This is a genomic window from Acinetobacter defluvii, assembly GCF_001704615.3.
Taxonomy (GTDB): domain Bacteria; phylum Pseudomonadota; class Gammaproteobacteria; order Pseudomonadales; family Moraxellaceae; genus Acinetobacter; species Acinetobacter defluvii.
Map to the genome: position 1 here is coordinate 740,924 of NZ_CP029397.2, position 16,916 is coordinate 757,839.

At 38.9% G+C, this 16,916-nt stretch carries 13 protein-coding genes and 2 rRNA genes; 10 read left to right on the forward strand and 5 right to left on the reverse strand.

Going from position 1 to position 16,916, the window contains the following annotated elements; translation table 11 throughout:
• The first annotated feature begins 294 nt into the window (after window positions 1-294).
• A 23S ribosomal RNA gene (locus DJ533_RS05925) occupies window positions 295-3,187 on the forward strand.
• A gap of 180 nt (window positions 3,188-3,367) precedes the next feature.
• A 5S ribosomal RNA gene (rrf, locus tag DJ533_RS05930) occupies window positions 3,368-3,482 on the forward strand.
• A gap of 209 nt (window positions 3,483-3,691) precedes the next feature.
• On the opposite strand, the gene DJ533_RS05935 is transcribed toward rrf, so the two are convergent.
• From DJ533_RS05935 to DJ533_RS05950, 4 genes are all read right to left on the reverse strand, one after another.
• Entirely contained in the window at window positions 3,692-4,435 is a 744-nt protein-coding gene (locus DJ533_RS05935) for an amino acid ABC transporter ATP-binding protein (protein WP_065995435.1), read from the reverse strand.
• A gap of 12 nt (window positions 4,436-4,447) precedes the next feature.
• Window positions 4,448-5,125, reverse strand: coding sequence for an amino acid ABC transporter permease (locus tag DJ533_RS05940; RefSeq protein WP_065995434.1), 678 nt, complete (start codon window positions 5,123-5,125; stop codon window positions 4,448-4,450).
• Window positions 5,126-5,127: 2 nt separating this feature from the next.
• Window positions 5,128-5,970 carry an amino acid ABC transporter permease gene (locus tag DJ533_RS05945; RefSeq protein WP_065995433.1) on the reverse strand — a complete coding sequence of 281 codons (843 nt, stop codon included), beginning with the start codon at window positions 5,968-5,970 and terminating at the stop codon, window positions 5,128-5,130.
• Window positions 5,971-6,073: 103 nt separating this feature from the next.
• Complete coding sequence (locus DJ533_RS05950; protein ID WP_065995432.1) at window positions 6,074-6,973, reverse strand: amino acid ABC transporter substrate-binding protein; 900 nt, start codon at window positions 6,971-6,973, stop codon at window positions 6,074-6,076.
• A 521-nt stretch (window positions 6,974-7,494) separates the two neighbouring features.
• On the opposite strand from DJ533_RS05950, the gene DJ533_RS05955 reads away from it, so the two are divergent.
• The 8 genes from DJ533_RS05955 to hisC all read left to right on the forward strand — a co-directional run bounded on the left by DJ533_RS05955 (window position 7,495) and on the right by hisC (window position 15,337).
• Window positions 7,495-8,943, forward strand: coding sequence for an RNA polymerase factor sigma-54 (locus tag DJ533_RS05955; RefSeq protein WP_065995431.1), 1,449 nt, complete (start codon window positions 7,495-7,497; stop codon window positions 8,941-8,943).
• 181 nt (window positions 8,944-9,124) lie between these two features.
• Entirely contained in the window at window positions 9,125-9,463 is a 339-nt protein-coding gene (gene hpf / locus DJ533_RS05960) for a ribosome hibernation-promoting factor, HPF/YfiA family (RefSeq protein ID WP_065995430.1), read from the forward strand.
• Between the two features lie 139 nt (window positions 9,464-9,602).
• Entirely contained in the window at window positions 9,603-9,854 is a 252-nt protein-coding gene (gene ibaG, locus DJ533_RS05965) for a BolA family iron metabolism protein IbaG (protein ID WP_065995429.1), read from the forward strand.
• Between the two features lie 6 nt (window positions 9,855-9,860).
• Window positions 9,861-11,126 (forward strand): UDP-N-acetylglucosamine 1-carboxyvinyltransferase, encoded by a 1,266-nt coding sequence (murA, locus tag DJ533_RS05970; RefSeq protein ID WP_065995428.1) that lies wholly within the window; start codon window positions 9,861-9,863, stop codon window positions 11,124-11,126.
• Entirely contained in the window at window positions 11,126-11,827 is a 702-nt protein-coding gene (hisG, locus tag DJ533_RS05975) for an ATP phosphoribosyltransferase (RefSeq protein ID WP_065995427.1), read from the forward strand. Before murA ends, hisG begins: the two co-directional genes overlap by 1 nt.
• Before the next feature lie 151 nt (window positions 11,828-11,978).
• Complete coding sequence (locus tag DJ533_RS05980) at window positions 11,979-12,641, forward strand: DUF4272 domain-containing protein (RefSeq protein WP_065995426.1); 663 nt, start codon at window positions 11,979-11,981, stop codon at window positions 12,639-12,641.
• 128 nt (window positions 12,642-12,769) lie between these two features.
• A complete protein-coding gene (hisD, locus tag DJ533_RS05985; protein WP_081406159.1) occupies window positions 12,770-14,071 on the forward strand; it encodes a histidinol dehydrogenase in 1,302 nt (433 codons plus the stop codon).
• A 168-nt stretch (window positions 14,072-14,239) separates the two neighbouring features.
• Complete coding sequence (gene hisC, locus DJ533_RS05990) at window positions 14,240-15,337, forward strand: histidinol-phosphate transaminase (RefSeq protein WP_065995424.1); 1,098 nt, start codon at window positions 14,240-14,242, stop codon at window positions 15,335-15,337.
• Between the two features lie 67 nt (window positions 15,338-15,404).
• On the opposite strand, the gene DJ533_RS05995 is transcribed toward hisC, so the two are convergent.
• Complete coding sequence (locus DJ533_RS05995; RefSeq protein WP_065995437.1) at window positions 15,405-16,772, reverse strand: anthranilate synthase component I family protein; 1,368 nt, start codon at window positions 16,770-16,772, stop codon at window positions 15,405-15,407.
• Window positions 16,773-16,916: the final 144 nt, after the last annotated feature.

Genomic DNA, 16,916 nt, shown 5'->3' on the forward strand with positions numbered 1-16,916 from the left:
GTGCTGACGAGGCAGTAGTTAATCATTAACAGAATATATTTGAGTTGAAATAAATTGTTCATACTCGTTTCAATTAAACATAAGAATATGACACGCAAGTGACATGTTTGAATGTTTGAAAGAAATTGAGTTACTAGCGATAAAACTGAATCAAGCGTTTTGGTATATGAATTTAGATTGAAGCTGTACAGTGCTTAAGTGCACAGACAACAAACTGTAGGTTTGATAAATATGAATATTTATTAAATTGTCTTAATCCTACTTGTAGGGATTAACGACTGTTTGGGGTTGTATAGTCAAGTAATTAAGTGCATGTGGTGGATGCCTTGGCAGTCAGAGGCGATGAAAGACGTAATAGCCTGCGATAAGCTTCGGGGAGGCGGCAAATATCCTGTGATCCGGAGATTTCTGAATGGGGAAACCCACTTACCATAAGGTAGGTATCGCATGATGAATACATAGTCATGCGAGGCGAACGAGGGGAAGTGAAACATCTCAGTACCCTTAGGAAAAGAAATCAATTGAGATTCCCTCAGTAGCGGCGAGCGAACGGGGATCAGCCCATTAAGTTATATGTGTTTTAGCGGAATGCTCTGGGAAGTGCAACCGTAGAGGGTGATAGTCCCGTACACGAAAGGGCACATATAATGATGACGAGTAGGGCGAGGCACGTGAAACCTTGTCTGAATATGGGGGGACCATCCTCCAAGGCTAAATACTCCTGACTGACCGATAGTGAACCAGTACCGTGAGGGAAAGGCGAAAAGAACCCCTGTGAGGGGAGTGAAATAGATCCTGAAACCGCATGCATACAAGCAGTGGGAGCCGACTTGTTCGGTGACTGCGTACCTTTTGTATAATGGGTCAGCGACTTATATTCAGTAGCAAGGTTAACCGAATAGGGGAGCCGTAGAGAAATCGAGTCTTAATAGGGCGCATAGTTGCTGGGTATAGACCCGAAACCGGGTGATCTATCCATGAGCAGGTTGAAGGTTGGGTAACACTAACTGGAGGACCGAACCCACTGTCGTTGAAAAGCCAGGGGATGACTTGTGGATAGGGGTGAAAGGCTAATCAAACTCGGTGATAGCTGGTTCTCCCCGAAAGCTATTTAGGTAGCGCCTCGGACGAATACCATTGGGGGTAGAGCACTGTTTCGGCTAGGGGGTCATCCCGACTTACCAAACCGATGCAAACTCCGAATACCAATGAGTACTATCCGGGAGACAGACTGCGGGTGCTAACGTCCGTAGTCAAGAGGAAAACAATCCAGACCGCCAGCTAAGGTCCCAAAATCTATATTAAGTGGGAAACGATGTGGGAAGGCATAGACAGCTAGGAGGTTGGCTTAGAAGCAGCCACCCTTTAAAGAAAGCGTAATAGCTCACTAGTCGAGTCGGCCTGCGCGGAAGATGTAACGGGGCTAAAATATAGTACCGAAGCTGCGGATGTATACTATGTATACGTGGTAGGGGAGCGTTCTGTAAGCCGATGAAGGTGGATTGAGAAGTCTGCTGGAGGTATCAGAAGTGCGAATGCTGACGTGAGTAACGACAAAACGGGTGAAAAACCCGTTCGCTGAAAGACCAAGGGTTCCAGTCCAACGTTAATCGGGGCTGGGTGAGTCGACCCCTAAGGCGAGGCCGAGAGGCGTAGTCGATGGGAAATTGGTTAATATTCCAATACTTCTGTGTAATGCGATGAGAGGACGGAGAAGGTTAAGTCAGCCTGGCGTTGGTTGTCCAGGTGAAAGGTTGTAGGCATGTATCTTAGGCAAATCCGGGGTACTCTATGCTGAGAACTGATAGCAAGCTGTACTTGTACAGTAAAGTGGCTGATACCATACTTCCAAGAAAAGTCTCTAAGCTTCAGTTACACAGGAATCGTACCCGAAACCGACACAGGTGGTCAGGTCGAGTAGACCAAAGCGCTTGAGAGAACTCTGCTGAAGGAACTAGGCAAAATGGTACCGTAACTTCGGGAGAAGGTACGCTGCCGGTGGTGATAGAACTTGCTTCTTGAGCTGCTGGCAGCCACAGAAACTAGGCCCCTGCAACTGTTTATTAAAAACATAGCACTCTGCAAACACGAAAGTGGACGTATAGGGTGTGATGCCTGCCCGGTGCTGGAAGGTTAATTGATGGGGTTAGCGTAAGCGAAGCTCTTGATCGAAGCCCCAGTAAACGGCGGCCGTAACTATAACGGTCCTAAGGTAGCGAAATTCCTTGTCGGGTAAGTTCCGACCTGCACGAATGGCATAATGATGGGGGCGCTGTCTCCAGCAGAGACTCAGTGAAATCGAATTCGCCGTGAAGATGCGGTGTACCCGCGGCTAGACGGAAAGACCCCGTGAACCTTTACTGCAGCTTGACATTGAACTTTGATCTTACTTGTGTAGGATAGGTGGGAGGCTTTGAAACCGAGACGCTAGTTTCGGTGGAGCCAATCTTGAAATACCACCCTGGTAATATTGAGGTTCTAACTCTGTCCCGTTATCCGGGACGAGGACCATGTCTGGTGGGTAGTTTGACTGGGGCGGTCTCCTCCTAAAGAGTAACGGAGGAGTACGAAGGTGCGCTCAGCGTGGTCGGAAATCACGCGTAGAGTATAAAGGCAAAAGCGCGCTTAACTGCGAGACCCACAAGTCGAGCAGGTACGAAAGTAGGTCTTAGTGATCCGGTGGTTCTGTATGGAAGGGCCATCGCTCAACGGATAAAAGGTACTCTGGGGATAACAGGCTGATACCGCCCAAGAGTTCATATCGACGGCGGTGTTTGGCACCTCGATGTCGGCTCATCTCATCCTGGGGCTGAAGCAGGTCCCAAGGGTATGGCTGTTCGCCATTTAAAGAGGTACGCGAGCTGGGTTTAGAACGTCGTGAGACAGTTCGGTCCCTATCTACCGTGGGCGCTGGAAATTTGAGAGGATCTGCTCCTAGTACGAGAGGACCAGAGTGGACGAACCTCTGGTGTACCGGTTGTGACGCCAGTCGCATCGCCGGGTAGCTATGTTCGGAAGGGATAACCGCTGAAAGCATCTAAGCGGGAAGCCTACCTCAAGATAAGATTTCCCCGAGGCTTTATGCCTCCTAAAGAGCCGTTCAAGACTAGGACGTTGATAGGTTGGATGTGGAAGTACGGCGACGTATGAAGCTGACCAATACTAATTGCTCGTGAGGCTTGACTATACAACACCCAAACAGTTGTATGTTTCGATAAATTCAATGCAAAATACTTGATTTAGTGAAAAAGCTAGTTAAAATATCCAACTCAAATAAATTTCTGTTAATAACTCATTTGACCAAAGCTAGGCACATCGAAGCACAAAGCATCGTAATTAAGACCAAGTGATTAATCATAAACAGTTTGCTGGCGACAATAGCAAGAGTGAACCACCTGATCCCTTCCCGAACTCAGAAGTGAAACCTCTTTGCGCTGATGGTAGTGTGGGGTTACCCATGTGAGAGTAAGTCATCGCCAGCTTTTAAATTCAAACACCCTCTGTCAGAAGACAGAGGGTGTTTTTTATGGGTGGGAAAATAATATAAAAGAATATAGAAATGAAAGCATTTACGGCATGTAAAGCTGAATTGAGAAAGAGTAGACTTGTTTTTATTAGGAAAGCTATTTTAAAGATATTCCACAAATTTAGAATATCCCTTAACGAAGGCTAAGGGATAAAGTTGAAGTGATTAGACTACCATTGCAATTTTATTTAGGAAAAATTTAGTGCGCTCATGTCTTTCTTCAGGCTTATTAAAGAAATCATCAGTTTTACAATCTTCTAAGATTTTTCCTTGATCCATAAAAATGACGCGGTCTGAAACTTTACGTGCAAAGCCCATTTCATGAGTCACGCACATCATGGTCATGCCTTCTTTAGCAAGTTGACTCATCACCTCTAGAACTTCCCCGACCATTTCAGGATCAAGTGCAGAAGTTGGTTCATCAAATAGCATACAAACTGGATCCATACATAAGCCACGTGCAATGGCAACACGTTGCTGCTGTCCGCCAGAAAGTTGACCAGGGAATTTATCTTTATGTGCAGCAAGTCCTACACGGTCTAGATACTGTAAAGCTTTCTTTTTTGCTTCTTCTTTAGAGCGTTTTAAGACTTTAATTTGTCCAATGGTTAAATTATCTAAAACTGTCATATGTGGAAAAAGCTCAAAATGTTGGAACACCATGCCTACACGTGAGCGAAATTTAGCAAGATCTGTTTTTGGATTTTTTAATGCAGTACCATCAACAATGATATTACCTTCCTGAAAAGGTTCTAGTGCATTCACTGTTTTGATGAGTGTTGATTTTCCTGAACCAGAAGGACCACATACCACTACAACTTCACCTTTCTCAATTGAAGTTGTGCAATCAGTGAGAACTTGAAAATCTCCATACCATTTTGAGATATGTTGTATTTCTATCATCGGCATATTGATTCTCCCTTATCGTATGATTGCTATTTTTTGATGTAAACGCTTCACTAAACGTGAGAGCGCAAAAGAAATACAGAAATAAATCACTGCAACAAGTAAATAGAATGTTGCTTTTGTTTCAGAGCCATAAGTGTTGGCTAATGTATTGGCATTCCCTACAAAATCTGGCGCACTAATTACATAAACTAATGAAACATCTTGGAACAGTACAATGGATTGTGTCAGCAAGACAGGTAACATATTTCTAAAAGCTTGCGGCAAAATAACATTTGACATGGTTTGTCCATAAGTAAAACCTAAGGCATAACCAGCATTAACCTGACCTTTGGAAACTGATTGAATTCCTGAACGCACAATTTCTGAGAAAAATGCAGCTTCGAAAATAGCAAAAGTGACCACACTTGAAAAAAGTGGACCATAGTAGGTGTCATATTGAAAATCGAAGTATTTAGGTAATAAAAAATAGAAAATGAAGATCACTTGGATAAGTGGAACACCACGAAAGAAATCAACATAAACTTTTGCAATATTACTTAGAGCTTTATTATTGGATAGGCGCATCATGGCAAGCGGTGTGCCAATTAAAATACCGCCAATAATTGAAAGTACGGTAACAGTAATAGTGAATTTAAAACCATACAATAATGTGCTAATCACATCTTCATTTTGTAATACACTGAAATCCATGATTACTTACCTCCTGAGCCAAGACCAGGAACAGCCATGCGTTTTTCAACCCATGCCATCAGGAATTTAATGCAATAAGTGATAACTAAATATACAGGTGTAGATAAAATCAAAATCACAATGTCTTGTGAGGTTTCTTCACGCATGGTTTTAGTATAAGCAAAGAAATTTAAAATACTGAGCGCATAAAGAACGGCGGAGTTTTTGAAAATATTCATTGCTTCAGATGTCAGTGTTGGCCAAACAATGCGATAAGCGACAGGTAAGATGACATAATGATAACTTTGGCTTTGATCTAGACCAAGAGCAAAAGCTGCATTTTTTTGACCACGTGAAACTGTATTTATCCCTGAGCGGACTTGTTCAGCAATACGAGCAGCTGTATATAAACCTAATGCAAATACACCAATCACTGCAGGATTATCATTGAGGATATTTTGCCACCAACCACCATTCACCATTTCTCCACTTCCTGTACTTAAACTCAAAGGAAGTAATTCTGGAAATACGAAAGCCCAGAAAAATAGCTGAACAATTAAAGGAATATTACGGAATAGTTCGACATAGCATGTGCCAATAAAAGATAGTGATTTATTGGGTAATGTACGCATAATCCCAATCAGTGAACCCAGTAGAAAGGCAATGAAAAATGCTGCGACAGCAGTCCAGATCATTGTCCAAACACCTGAACCTAAAAGTTGTAACCAAGTAGGTGCATCTGCAACAGGAGAATAACTTTCACCACCAATCGCTTTACACACTGATTCAGCCCAAGCAGCTTTGTCTAAACTATATTCATTTGAGGGAAGGCAGTATGCCGTCCAATTAAGCGAGCCAACGGACATGTGTGCTCCTTGGATTTATAATCTCTAAAAGTTCTCTAAATAAATATAGATCAAAATACAAAAAATGCATTTTGATCTATAATGTGCTAATTTTTATAAAGTATTAGTTAATACCAGCGTCATTCGGTTTTGCCATAAGTGCTTTATATGAAGAACTCATCGGCATATTCATGTTGACATTTTTTGGTGGAATTGGAGACAAGAACCATTTTTTATACAGTGCTGCCATTTGACCATTTTTCCACATACCTGTAACGACACGGTCTGCAATGGCTTTATACGCTGCATCACCTTTTGGAATCATGATGCCGTAAGGTTCAGATGATAAGACAGGACCTACGATTTTAAAATCTTTAGGATTTGATGATTTTGCAATTAAGCCTGCAAGAATATTGTCGTCCATGACAAATGCTGCAGCACGACCTGAAGCAACCATTGCAAATGAATCAGAATGGTCTTTACCGTATACGTTATTTACGTTAACTTTTTGACCTTTTTCACCCATTTTGATGTATTTGTCAGAAGTTGTCCCTTGTGTTGTTACAACAGCTTTACCATTTAGATCAGCAATTGTTTTAATTGTTGAGTTCGCTTTAACTGCCATGCGAACTTCAGTTGCATAGTAGTTGGTTGAAAAGCCGACTTGTTGTTGACGTTGAATAGAGTTTGTCGTAGTACCACATTCCATATCAATATTACCCGCTAACATTTCTGGAATACGTGTAGATGAAGTTACTGCTTTATATTCAACTTTTAAGTTCGGCATTTTGAGGGATTTTTTAAGCTCATTTGCAAAGTTATTACAAATATCAACTGCATAGCCTAAAGGTTTACCCCCTACAACATAAGAAATTGGATCTGAGGATTCACGATAACCAATTACTACTTTGCCTGAGTTTTTGATTTTAGCTAATGTGTCTGCTGCTTGAACCTGAGAAAATGCACCTGATGCCAAAAGCACACCGAGTGTTGTTGTTAAAACCTGAGTGGTTAATTTTTTCATTTTACGCTCTCCATACATATTTTATTGAGCAAATTCGCTACTTACCTGAGTATTCGGAAGCACGAAATATGCCAATACTTATTCAAAAATTATGATCCATCATATTTCTTTACATCACTATTTTTATACCACTACTTCACCAAGTAAAGAAGAAAAAAATAATAAGTCAACATTAAAGAGTGTGATGTTTATCACGATTGAAAAGTATTTTATGGAAATAATTTTAAATAAAAAGATCGGAAGATATTTTTTTTGATTATAAAAAATGCGCAAGTATTTAGCAAAATGATAATGGTTTTTAAAATAATTTGTCGAGATTATTATGTGATTAATCATTAAAAATATTATATAAACAAGGGTTTATTTTAGTAAATAAATTATAAACATTTTTTCATATAAATTGGTTTTTTATGACTAGGTTCAGTATTATCTGTATGTTATAAAGAATAAATAGGCATGAATTTTGCTTAATTTATAGAAAGTAGATTTAGAATGATTTAAATTGATTTAGGATATGATTTATGAAGTTATCGGTCGGGTTAAAAGTTGCAAATACGTTGTCATTAACGCCACAATTGCAACAGGCGATTCGATTATTACAACTTTCAAGTTTAGAATTAGAACAAGAAATTCAAATCCAACTCGACAGTAATCCTCTACTTGAAAAAGTTGAGGAAGAATCCTCTATAGAAAGTCTGCAGCAATTACAAGAACAAGAGTCCAAAGACTTAACTAAAGAATTAAATGCGGATCATTTACCTGATGATTTGCCTGTGGATACAGATTGGGACGAGGTTTATACCCATCAATCAACTGCAATGGAACGTCCAGAATTTGAAGAGCGTGAAGATAATCGTCAAGGGCATACCTCCTTAAAAGAGCATATGTTGGCACAGATTAATTTACTGCACTTTTCACCTGTAGATAAGTTAACCGCGTATTGCATTGTAGATGCTTTGGACGAAAAAGGCTTTCTAGATGCTGAAATTTCAGAAATTGTACAATCAGTGACTCATCTTTTGACCCAGATGAACTATGACGTTGAACTTGAAGAAGATGAAGTCTTGGTTGTGCTTAAGCATATTCAGCGCTTAGACCCAGTAGGGGTAGGTTCACGTCATTTGGCTGAATGTTTGTCATTACAAGTCGATGTCTTGCCAAATGAAACCGCATATAAAAATGAAGCACTAGCATTATTAAAGCATTATGAGCTTTTGGTGAGTAATGAATTGCCAAAATTACTCAAACAAACGGGTTTGAATGCAGAGCAGTTAAAGTCTGCGGTAGACTTATTGAAGACTTTAAAAGCTTATCCTGGTGTTGAATTTGCGGAAAAAGATGTTGATTATCAAATTCCAGATGTGGTGGTATCTAAGAAGAATGATGCTTGGCATGTACAACTTAATCCTGATGTGATGCCTAAATTAAGAGTAAATAGTTTTTATGCCAATATGATTCGTAGGGCAGATCAAAGCGAGGATAATCAATATTTACGTAATCAGATGTTGGAAGCTAAGAACTTTATAAAAAGTGTAGATGAGCGTCATAAAACCTTATTGAAAGTAGCAACTTGTATTGTGCAACATCAACGTGAGTTTTTGGAAGTTGGTGCAGAAGGGATGAAACCTTTAGTACTTCGAGAGGTTGCAGAAGAAGTGGAGCTACATGAATCAACAGTATCGCGTGTCACGACCAATAAATATTTACTTACCCCTCGTGGTTTGTTTGAGCTGAAATATTTCTTTTCAAGTCATGTGGGGACAACATCAGGAGGCGAGGCATCTTCAACTGCGATTCGAGCAAAAATTAAGAAGCTGGTTGCAGAAGAAAACCCACGTAAGCCCTTGTCTGATAATACAATTGCAAATTTGTTGAAAGAAGATGGTATTGATGTTGCACGCAGAACGGTTGCCAAGTATCGAGAGTCTTTAAATATTCCATCTTCTTCTGATCGAAAGGTCTTGATCTAACTTTTAAAATGCGGCTATTCTAGAGATTCATTATGACGAAATAATGAATCTCTTTTTTGTTTTGGAGTAGCCTAAATGATTATATAAAGTAATGAAAGCAGAATATTCCTAAGTGGATTCTGTCATTCGATCATTTCGGCTATGACGTGTCACATCCTTATCTAAGGAGAGGGTTATAATTATGCAAATTACAATTCGTGGACATCACCTAAGTATTACCCCTGCAATAGAAGACGATATTCGTAATAAATTTGCTCAAATGACCAAGCATCTAGATCAAGTCAATAGTATGCAAGTCAAACTGAGTAAAGATCATCAACTAGACAAAAGATCAAAAAAGGGCAGTGCCAATCATATTGCTGAAGCAATCGTGCGTTTGCCAGGCGTTGAGTTGTTCGCTCAGGCAACTGCAGATGATATGTATACTTCAATTAAAAAATTAACCGAAAAATTAAAAAGACAATTGCATCGACATCGTAAAATGCAGCTCGACTATCAGCCTATAATCGTTTCAGCTTAAAAGTGAATTTTATTTTAAAAGAGGTATACTGAATACCTCTTTTTTATTGATAAAAATTGTAGTAGTTACTGAATTATTTTTAATAATTATAGTAAAATAGCCAGTTTTTACACTGTCAGTCCTATGAGAGGTCGATGCAATGAATAGTGAACAGCTCACTGAAATCTTAAAATCAGCTTTTCCTGATGCTGAAGTTGCTGTGAGTGGACAAGCAGGTAAATTTGACCTCCGTATCGTTGATGATCAGTTTGAAGGTAAACGTCCTGTTGCTCGTCAACAAACAGTATATGCTCCATTAAATTCATATATTGCGAGTGGTGAAGTGCATGCCGTCACTATTCGTGCGATGACAAAAGAAGAATGGCGTAAAGCAAGCCTATTTGGAGCATAAGCGTTAATGGATAAATTTTTAATTCAAGGTGGTGTAAAACTACAAGGTGAAGTGCGTATTTCGGGGGCAAAAAATGCTGCGCTTCCATTGTTGGCAGCGACTATTCTTGCAGATACACCGATAACATTAACCAATGTTCCAAATTTAAAAGATGTGAATACATTGGTCAAATTGATTGCTGGCTTAGGTGTAAAAATCAGCTATGAAGGTGAAACAGTTGTTGCTGATACTTCGACATTAGACAATCAATTTGCACCCTATGAATTAGTTAAAACCATGCGTGCATCTATTTTGGTGCTAGGTCCTTTGGTGGCGCGCTATGGTAGTGCAAAAGTATCTTTACCAGGTGGCTGTGCAATTGGTTCACGCCCTGTAGATCAACATCTAAAGGCTTTGGAGGCTTTAGGTGCACAAATTGAGGTCGAAAATGGGTATGTGCATGCCAAAGTTGATGGTCGCTTAAAAGGTGGCGAAGTTGTCTTTGATATGGTTACAGTCGGTGGGACAGAAAATATTTTAACTGCTGCGGTTTTAGCAGAGGGCGTCACTACGATTCGTAATGCTGCGCGTGAGCCTGAAATCACAGATCTTGCACAGATGCTGATTAAGATGGGTGCAAAAATTGAAGGTTTAGATACCGATACGCTGGTCGTCACAGGTGTGGAAAGCTTGCATGGCTGTGAATATGCCGTTGTTGCTGATCGTATCGAAACAGGCTCATATTTAGCTGCTGCTGCCATCACAGGCGGTAAAGTTAAAACGACACATACTGATCCCAATTTACTAGAAGCAGTTTTAGATAAATTTGAAGAAATGGGTGCAGAAGTCACTCGTGGTGATGATTGGATTGAACTCGACATGATGGGCAAACGTCCCAAAGCAGTCAGCTTCCAAACTTTGCCGCATCCAGAATTTCCAACAGATATGCAAGCACAGATCATGGCAGTCAATGCGATTGGTCGTGGGTTTGCCACAATTTCGGAAACGATTTTTGAAAATCGTTTTATGCATGTGCCTGAGTTGTCACGTATGGGGGCAAATATTCAGGTGGAAGGTAACGATGCTGTGGTGACAGGGGTAGAAAAATTATCTGCTGCACCTGTGATGGCAACAGATTTACGTGCTTCATTCTCCCTCGTTTTAGCGGCTTTGGCGGCTGAAGGGGAAACATTAATTGACCGTATTTATCATATTGATCGTGGTTATGAAGATGTAGAAGCAAAATTACAAGGTATTGGCGCCCAAATTAAGCGAGTAAAGCGAGAAAGTTAATGAGCGATATGAGAAACGATGATCCTAACTTTGACGTAATGGGCAATTTTGATCATGGTTTAACTTTAGCATTAAGTAAGGGACGTATTTTAAAGGAAACTTTACCACTGTTAGAAACAGCTGGTATTAATTTATTGGAAGATCCTGATAAATCCCGTAAGTTAATTTTTCCAACGACACATAAACACGTTCGTATTTTGATTTTACGGGCTTCTGATGTGCCAACCTATGTGGAAAATGGTGCTGCGGATATTGGTGTTGCGGGTAAAGATGTTTTAATGGAACATGGCGCACAAAACGTCTATGAACCATTGGATTTGAAAATTGCCAACTGTAAATTAATGACAGCAGGTAAAGTCGGGATGGAGCGTCCAAAAGGCCGTTTAAAAATTGCCACTAAATATGTCAATTTAACTCGTCAATATTATGCAAGTCTTGGTGAGCAAGTCGATGTGATTAAGCTTTATGGTTCAATGGAACTTGCACCACTGGTCGGTTTAGGTGATTACATTGTGGATGTGGTGGATACTGGAAATACTCTGCGTGCCAATGGTTTAGAGCCGTTGGAGGAGATTTGTAAAGTGTCTTCACGTTTAATTGTAAATAAAGCAAGTTTTAAGCGTAAACAAAATTTGTTGAATCCGATTCTTGCACAGCTTGAAAAAGCGGTGGAAGAACGTGAGTATGCAAAAAAAGCTTAATTTTTACTATGCATAAACTGACCGTCCGAAAGGACGGTTTTTTTATACATAAATATTTTTAGCAAAGCTTTTAACCAAAGTGAGTCTTCATTCCATAAAAAACTATGCTACAAAGTATGAGGTGATAAAACCTTAATCAATAAGTGATCTTATGAAAACACCACCACAACGTAAAGAACAATCCATAGAGATTTTGAAGCAAAGAAATATTCCATATATTGATTGGTTACCCGTTATTGAGTCAGCAGAAGAGATACTATCTCGAAGTGCTGAAAGTATTGCTAAACGTGCAATTGCATGTTTGTGGGTAATACAAGTAGCGTGTGATATTGATAATGGACGATATGATCATGAGATTAAAGATTATGTGATCAATGTTCTGAGAAAGATGCAAGCTTTAGATGCATTAACTGAAAAAGAAAAGGCAATTTTATATGAAGAAGTGTCTCAGCAAGATGTCATCAATATGATTTGGAAATATGAAGCTTATTGGGTTTTATTATGGGCTTTAGGTATTGTTGATGAGCTAAATTATCCTGAAAATATTGTTGATTGTGATTTTGCAACTCAAGCGGTGGTTTCAGTCAGTACGTTTGAAGAGTTTATGAAGAAAGTAAAGCTTCGTGAGATTGAGGAAATTTTAGACCAAGCGGATTTAATTTATCGCTATGATTGGGCATGTGTGAATGCGCGATTAAAACAACAGCAAGCACCTGCGCAATTAAATTCATCTGTAGTCGTAGAAAGACATGGCGCATTAAATTGGTTAATTCAGTCAGATAGTTATTGGGATTATCCTGATGTCAGTACTTAAGTTCAGATGAGATACCAGTTCCCCTATTTTGATTTCACTTTTCTATCAAACTAAATAGAATTGATCATGCGATCTTTGTCCACAAGTTACTCAAAACAAGGTAAACTAAATCTTTCTTAAACAACCTTGTGGGTAAATTGATGCGACGTTTATCGACTCAAGAGCCAGACTTTAAACAAGTCTTTGCTGACTTATTGGCTTTTGAAACAGTGAGTGATCCTGAGCTTTTAAAAACCGTAGACCAAATTATTGCAGATGTACGCCAACATGGTGATGCACATGTATTAAAACTCACTCAACAGTTCGATCGACATCCCGCGCATCAATTTTCAGATTTAGAACTGTCACAAGCAGAGCTTAAAGCAGCATTTGAAGGTTTAACTACAGAAGTGCGTGAAGCTTTAGAAATGGCAGCTAATCGTGTTCGTGAATTTCATCAAGCACAAAAGCAAGATGGTTGGACTTATGTCGATGTATTGGGCAACACACTCGGTCAAAAAGTAACCCCATTAGACCGTGTTGGAATCTATGTACCAGGTGGCTTGGCGTCTTATCCATCTTCTGTATTAATGAATGCTGTTCCTGCACATGTTGCAGGTGTGCAAGAAATTATCATGGTAGTTCCTGCGCCGAATGGTGAGTTGAATCCATTGGTGCTTGCTGCGGCTTATCTTGCGGGTGTACATCGTGTTTTTACCATTGGTGGCGCACAAGCTGTTGCAGCCCTAGCATATGGAACAGAAACTATTCCACAAGTCGATAAAATTACAGGACCTGGAAACCGTTTCGTGGCTGCGGCAAAACGTGCAGTATTTGGTCAGGTCGGTATCGACATGATTGCCGGACCTTCAGAAATTTTGGTTTATGCAGAAGGTCAGAATAATGCAAAATGGTTAGCAATGGATTTATTGTCCCAAGCTGAACATGACGCAGTTGCGCAGGCGGTATTTATTACGCCAGACGAACAATTATTGAATGAGGTGGCGCAAGCCATTGAAGAGCATTTAGCTGCATTACCAAAAGCTGAAATTGCACGAACTTCGATTGCCAATCGTGGTGCATTGATTTTAGTCAAAGATCGTGCCGAAGGTGCTGCGCTTATTAACCAAGTTGCGCCTGAACATCTCATGTTGTGTTTAGACGAAGCACAAGAAATGTCAGAAGATATTCGTCATGCGGGTGCAATCTTTATGGGACGTTATACACCAGAAGCGATTGGTGACTACTGTGCAGGTCCAAACCATGTCTTGCCGACATCAGGAACAGCACGATTCTCATCACCATTGGGTGTGTATGATTTTCAAAAGCGTTCAAGTTTGATCATGTGTTCTGAGCAAGGGGTAAAACCACTTGCCAAAACTGCTGATATTCTAGCGCAACAAGAAAACTTGGATGCACATGCGAGATCTGCGAGATATCGTTATCAGTAATAAAAATAACCTCTCATTTTCAGTAATGAATATTCCTCTCCTTGGGGAGAGGTTAGGTGAGGGGAAATATTAATAGTTCATTTTGGGACATGATTAACTTCTCCCAAACTCTCTCCTAAAAGGAGAGAGCTTACAACATTGTAAGTTGAGTATATTAGAGAAAAGAAAATGCCAAATATTAGCTCTGAAAAAATGCGTTTCTGGAGTCCATCAGTACGTGAGTTAGAACCTTATGTGCCTGGTGAACAACCCAAAATTCAGAATTTATTAAAGTTAAATACCAATGAAAACCCGTATCCACCTTCACCAAAAGTAGTCGCTGCGGTACAAAAAGTATTAGAAAACTCAGCAGATGCATTACGTCTATATCCAGACCCTGATGCAACTGAGTTGAAACAAGCCATTGCCAAACAGCAGCGTGTTCCTGTAGAGCAAGTTTTTGTCGGAAATGGCTCAGATGAAGTTTTAGCACATATTTTTAAAGCATTTTTTGTGCAAGATAAACCGGTTTTATATCCTGATATTACCTATAGTTTTTATCCTGTTTATAGTCAGTTTTTTGGAATTTCAGCACAATCAAAAATTATTCCATTAAATGATGATTTTGAAATCGTAGTGGATGATTATAAGCAAGCAAATGGTGGGATTATTATTACCAATCCAAATGCACCGACCAGTATTGCGTTAGGGCTATCAGCAATTGAAGAAGTATTGCAAGCCAATCCTGACTCTGTGGTGGTTATTGACGAAGCTTATGTGGATTTTGGTGCTGAATCAGCGGTGAAATTGGTTAAAAAATACGAAAATCTAGTGGTATGTCAAACTACCTCTAAATCTCGTTCACTTGCTGGTTTGCGTGTTGGTTTCGCAATTGCTCAACCCCATTTAATTACAGCACTTGAAGCCGTGAAAAATAGCTTTAACTCATATCCAATGGATCGTTTTGCGATTGCTGCTGCGGTGGCTTCATTTGAAGATCAAGATTATTTTGAAGTACAATGTCAAAAAGTTATTGCTAATCGTGAGAAGTTGATTGCTCAACTTGTAGAGCTCGGTTTTAAAGTATTGCCATCGAGTGCAAACTTTATTTTTACGACATTGCCAAATAAAAATGCAGGCGAGTTGGCGCAACAATTGCGTAATTACGGCATTATTGTGCGTTATTTTAATAAGCCGCGAATCAATCAATATTTGCGCATCACCATTGGTACGGATGAACAAAATCAACGTCTAGTCGCCACATTGAAAAATGAAATTTTGAAATAAGTCGTATGATGAGCTGTTTAATTAAATAGATGTCAAAATAAAAAAGCGAATTTTAGAATTCGCTTTTTTATTGCTGAGCTTGTTCTGGGTGATACCATGTATTAAGTAAATCAATTAAGGCTGAAATTTTATCAAAACATTCTTGATATTCAGCATCACAATCGGAAGAAATGGTGATTCCGCCACCTGCTGATAAGGAAACATCATCTTTATATTTTTGAATTGAACGAATTAATATATTCCATGAGCCTGTTCCATCAAAATTAAAATATCCTAATGTTCCACAATAGGCTCCTCGTGGTGCATTTTCTAATTCTTCAATAATTTGCATCGCACGAATTTTAGGTGCACCTGTGATTGATCCACCAGGCAAAGCCGAAATTAACATTTCAAAAGGATGGATATTGTCTTTTAATGTGGCGGTTACTTCACTGACCATATGGTGAACTTGATTAAAAGATTCAATTGTGAATAGCTTAGGGGTTTTCACTGAGCCTATTTCAGCATAAACACTTAAATCATTTCTTAAAAGATCAACGATCATTAAGTTTTCAGCTTGATCTTTTTCTGAATGAATTAATTTTTGTTTTGATTGTTCATCTAAAATAGGATCATGATAACGCGGCATGGTTCCTTTAATTGGTTTCGTTATAATTTTTTTATGCGACATAAATTCAATAAATAATTCTGGAGAACAACTGAGTAATTCAAAATCATTTATTTTTAAATAACCAGAATAAGGTGCATTGGTAAGCTGCCAAAAATCTTGTGCTATATGTACAAGTGAGCCTTGAGCTTTAGTTTTAAACTCTTGTGTGAGATTAATTTGATAACAATCGCCAGACTTAATATAATCTTGAATTTTATTAAAAGCTTGATTATATTGTTTTTTTGACCATTGTGCTTGGCATTTTTGTTTCAACTTAAAATGTTTGTTTTGAGTATGTTGAGCGGAAACTTTTGATTGAATAATTTCAAATAATACTTCAGGAGTGTTGTCATAGCTATAGTAAGTCCATATACCATCACTATATTTTAAATAACTTAAATACTCCCCTATAAATAAATTGGGTTGTGATCGGAATGTGGTGTTAATATTTTTTTGAGCTGGAAAGTTATAATCAATAAAGCCGATATATCCACCCTGAAAACCTGCACTTGTAGATGTATTTATATTGTTGTGATTAATTTTTATAAAATGATTCAAATTTTGCTCGGACTTACTTTCTAGATATTCATTATAGTTTTGGCGTTGATAAAATTTAGCGACATTGGTTTGAAAGATGACATATTTTTTTGGTAAAAATGCGATGACAGGATGATGGTTATCTTCAAGAAATACGCATCCCAAAAGATCACCTAATTTTAATAAAAGATGTTCAGCATTAATGTTGTGCGTATTTAAGTTTTTCTTGAATATAGCGTGATTTAGCATCATGAAAGTTGAATAAGAACATATCTTTAGTTTACTACAAAATGTGTATAGTAGTTCTTATGAAGTTTGTATGATGGTTCACAAAAATACCGCTTATCGGGAAGTGAGGCTTTTTTCAAAACAACTATTGAACAAAAAATAACA

Excerpts from the sequence above, each read along its gene's own strand:
- DJ533_RS05935 (WP_065995435.1), bottom strand. The coding sequence starts at position 4,435 with ATGCCGATGATAGAAATACAACATATCTCAAAATGGTATGGAGATTTT.
- DJ533_RS05940 (WP_065995434.1), bottom strand. The coding sequence starts at position 5,125 with ATGGATTTCAGTGTATTACAAAATGAAGATGTGATTAGCACATTATTG.
- DJ533_RS05945 (WP_065995433.1), bottom strand. The coding sequence starts at position 5,970 with ATGTCCGTTGGCTCGCTTAATTGGACGGCATACTGCCTTCCCTCAAAT.
- DJ533_RS05950 (WP_065995432.1), bottom strand. The coding sequence starts at position 6,973 with ATGAAAAAATTAACCACTCAGGTTTTAACAACAACACTCGGTGTGCTT.
- DJ533_RS05955 (WP_065995431.1), top strand. The coding sequence starts at position 7,495 with ATGAAGTTATCGGTCGGGTTAAAAGTTGCAAATACGTTGTCATTAACG.
- hpf (WP_065995430.1), top strand. The coding sequence starts at position 9,125 with ATGCAAATTACAATTCGTGGACATCACCTAAGTATTACCCCTGCAATA.
- ibaG (WP_065995429.1), top strand. The coding sequence starts at position 9,603 with ATGAATAGTGAACAGCTCACTGAAATCTTAAAATCAGCTTTTCCTGAT.
- murA (WP_065995428.1), top strand. The coding sequence starts at position 9,861 with ATGGATAAATTTTTAATTCAAGGTGGTGTAAAACTACAAGGTGAAGTG.
- hisG (WP_065995427.1), top strand. The coding sequence starts at position 11,126 with ATGAGCGATATGAGAAACGATGATCCTAACTTTGACGTAATGGGCAAT.
- DJ533_RS05980 (WP_065995426.1), top strand. The coding sequence starts at position 11,979 with ATGAAAACACCACCACAACGTAAAGAACAATCCATAGAGATTTTGAAG.
- hisC (WP_065995424.1), top strand. The coding sequence starts at position 14,240 with ATGCCAAATATTAGCTCTGAAAAAATGCGTTTCTGGAGTCCATCAGTA.
- DJ533_RS05995 (WP_065995437.1), bottom strand. The coding sequence starts at position 16,772 with ATGCTAAATCACGCTATATTCAAGAAAAACTTAAATACGCACAACATT.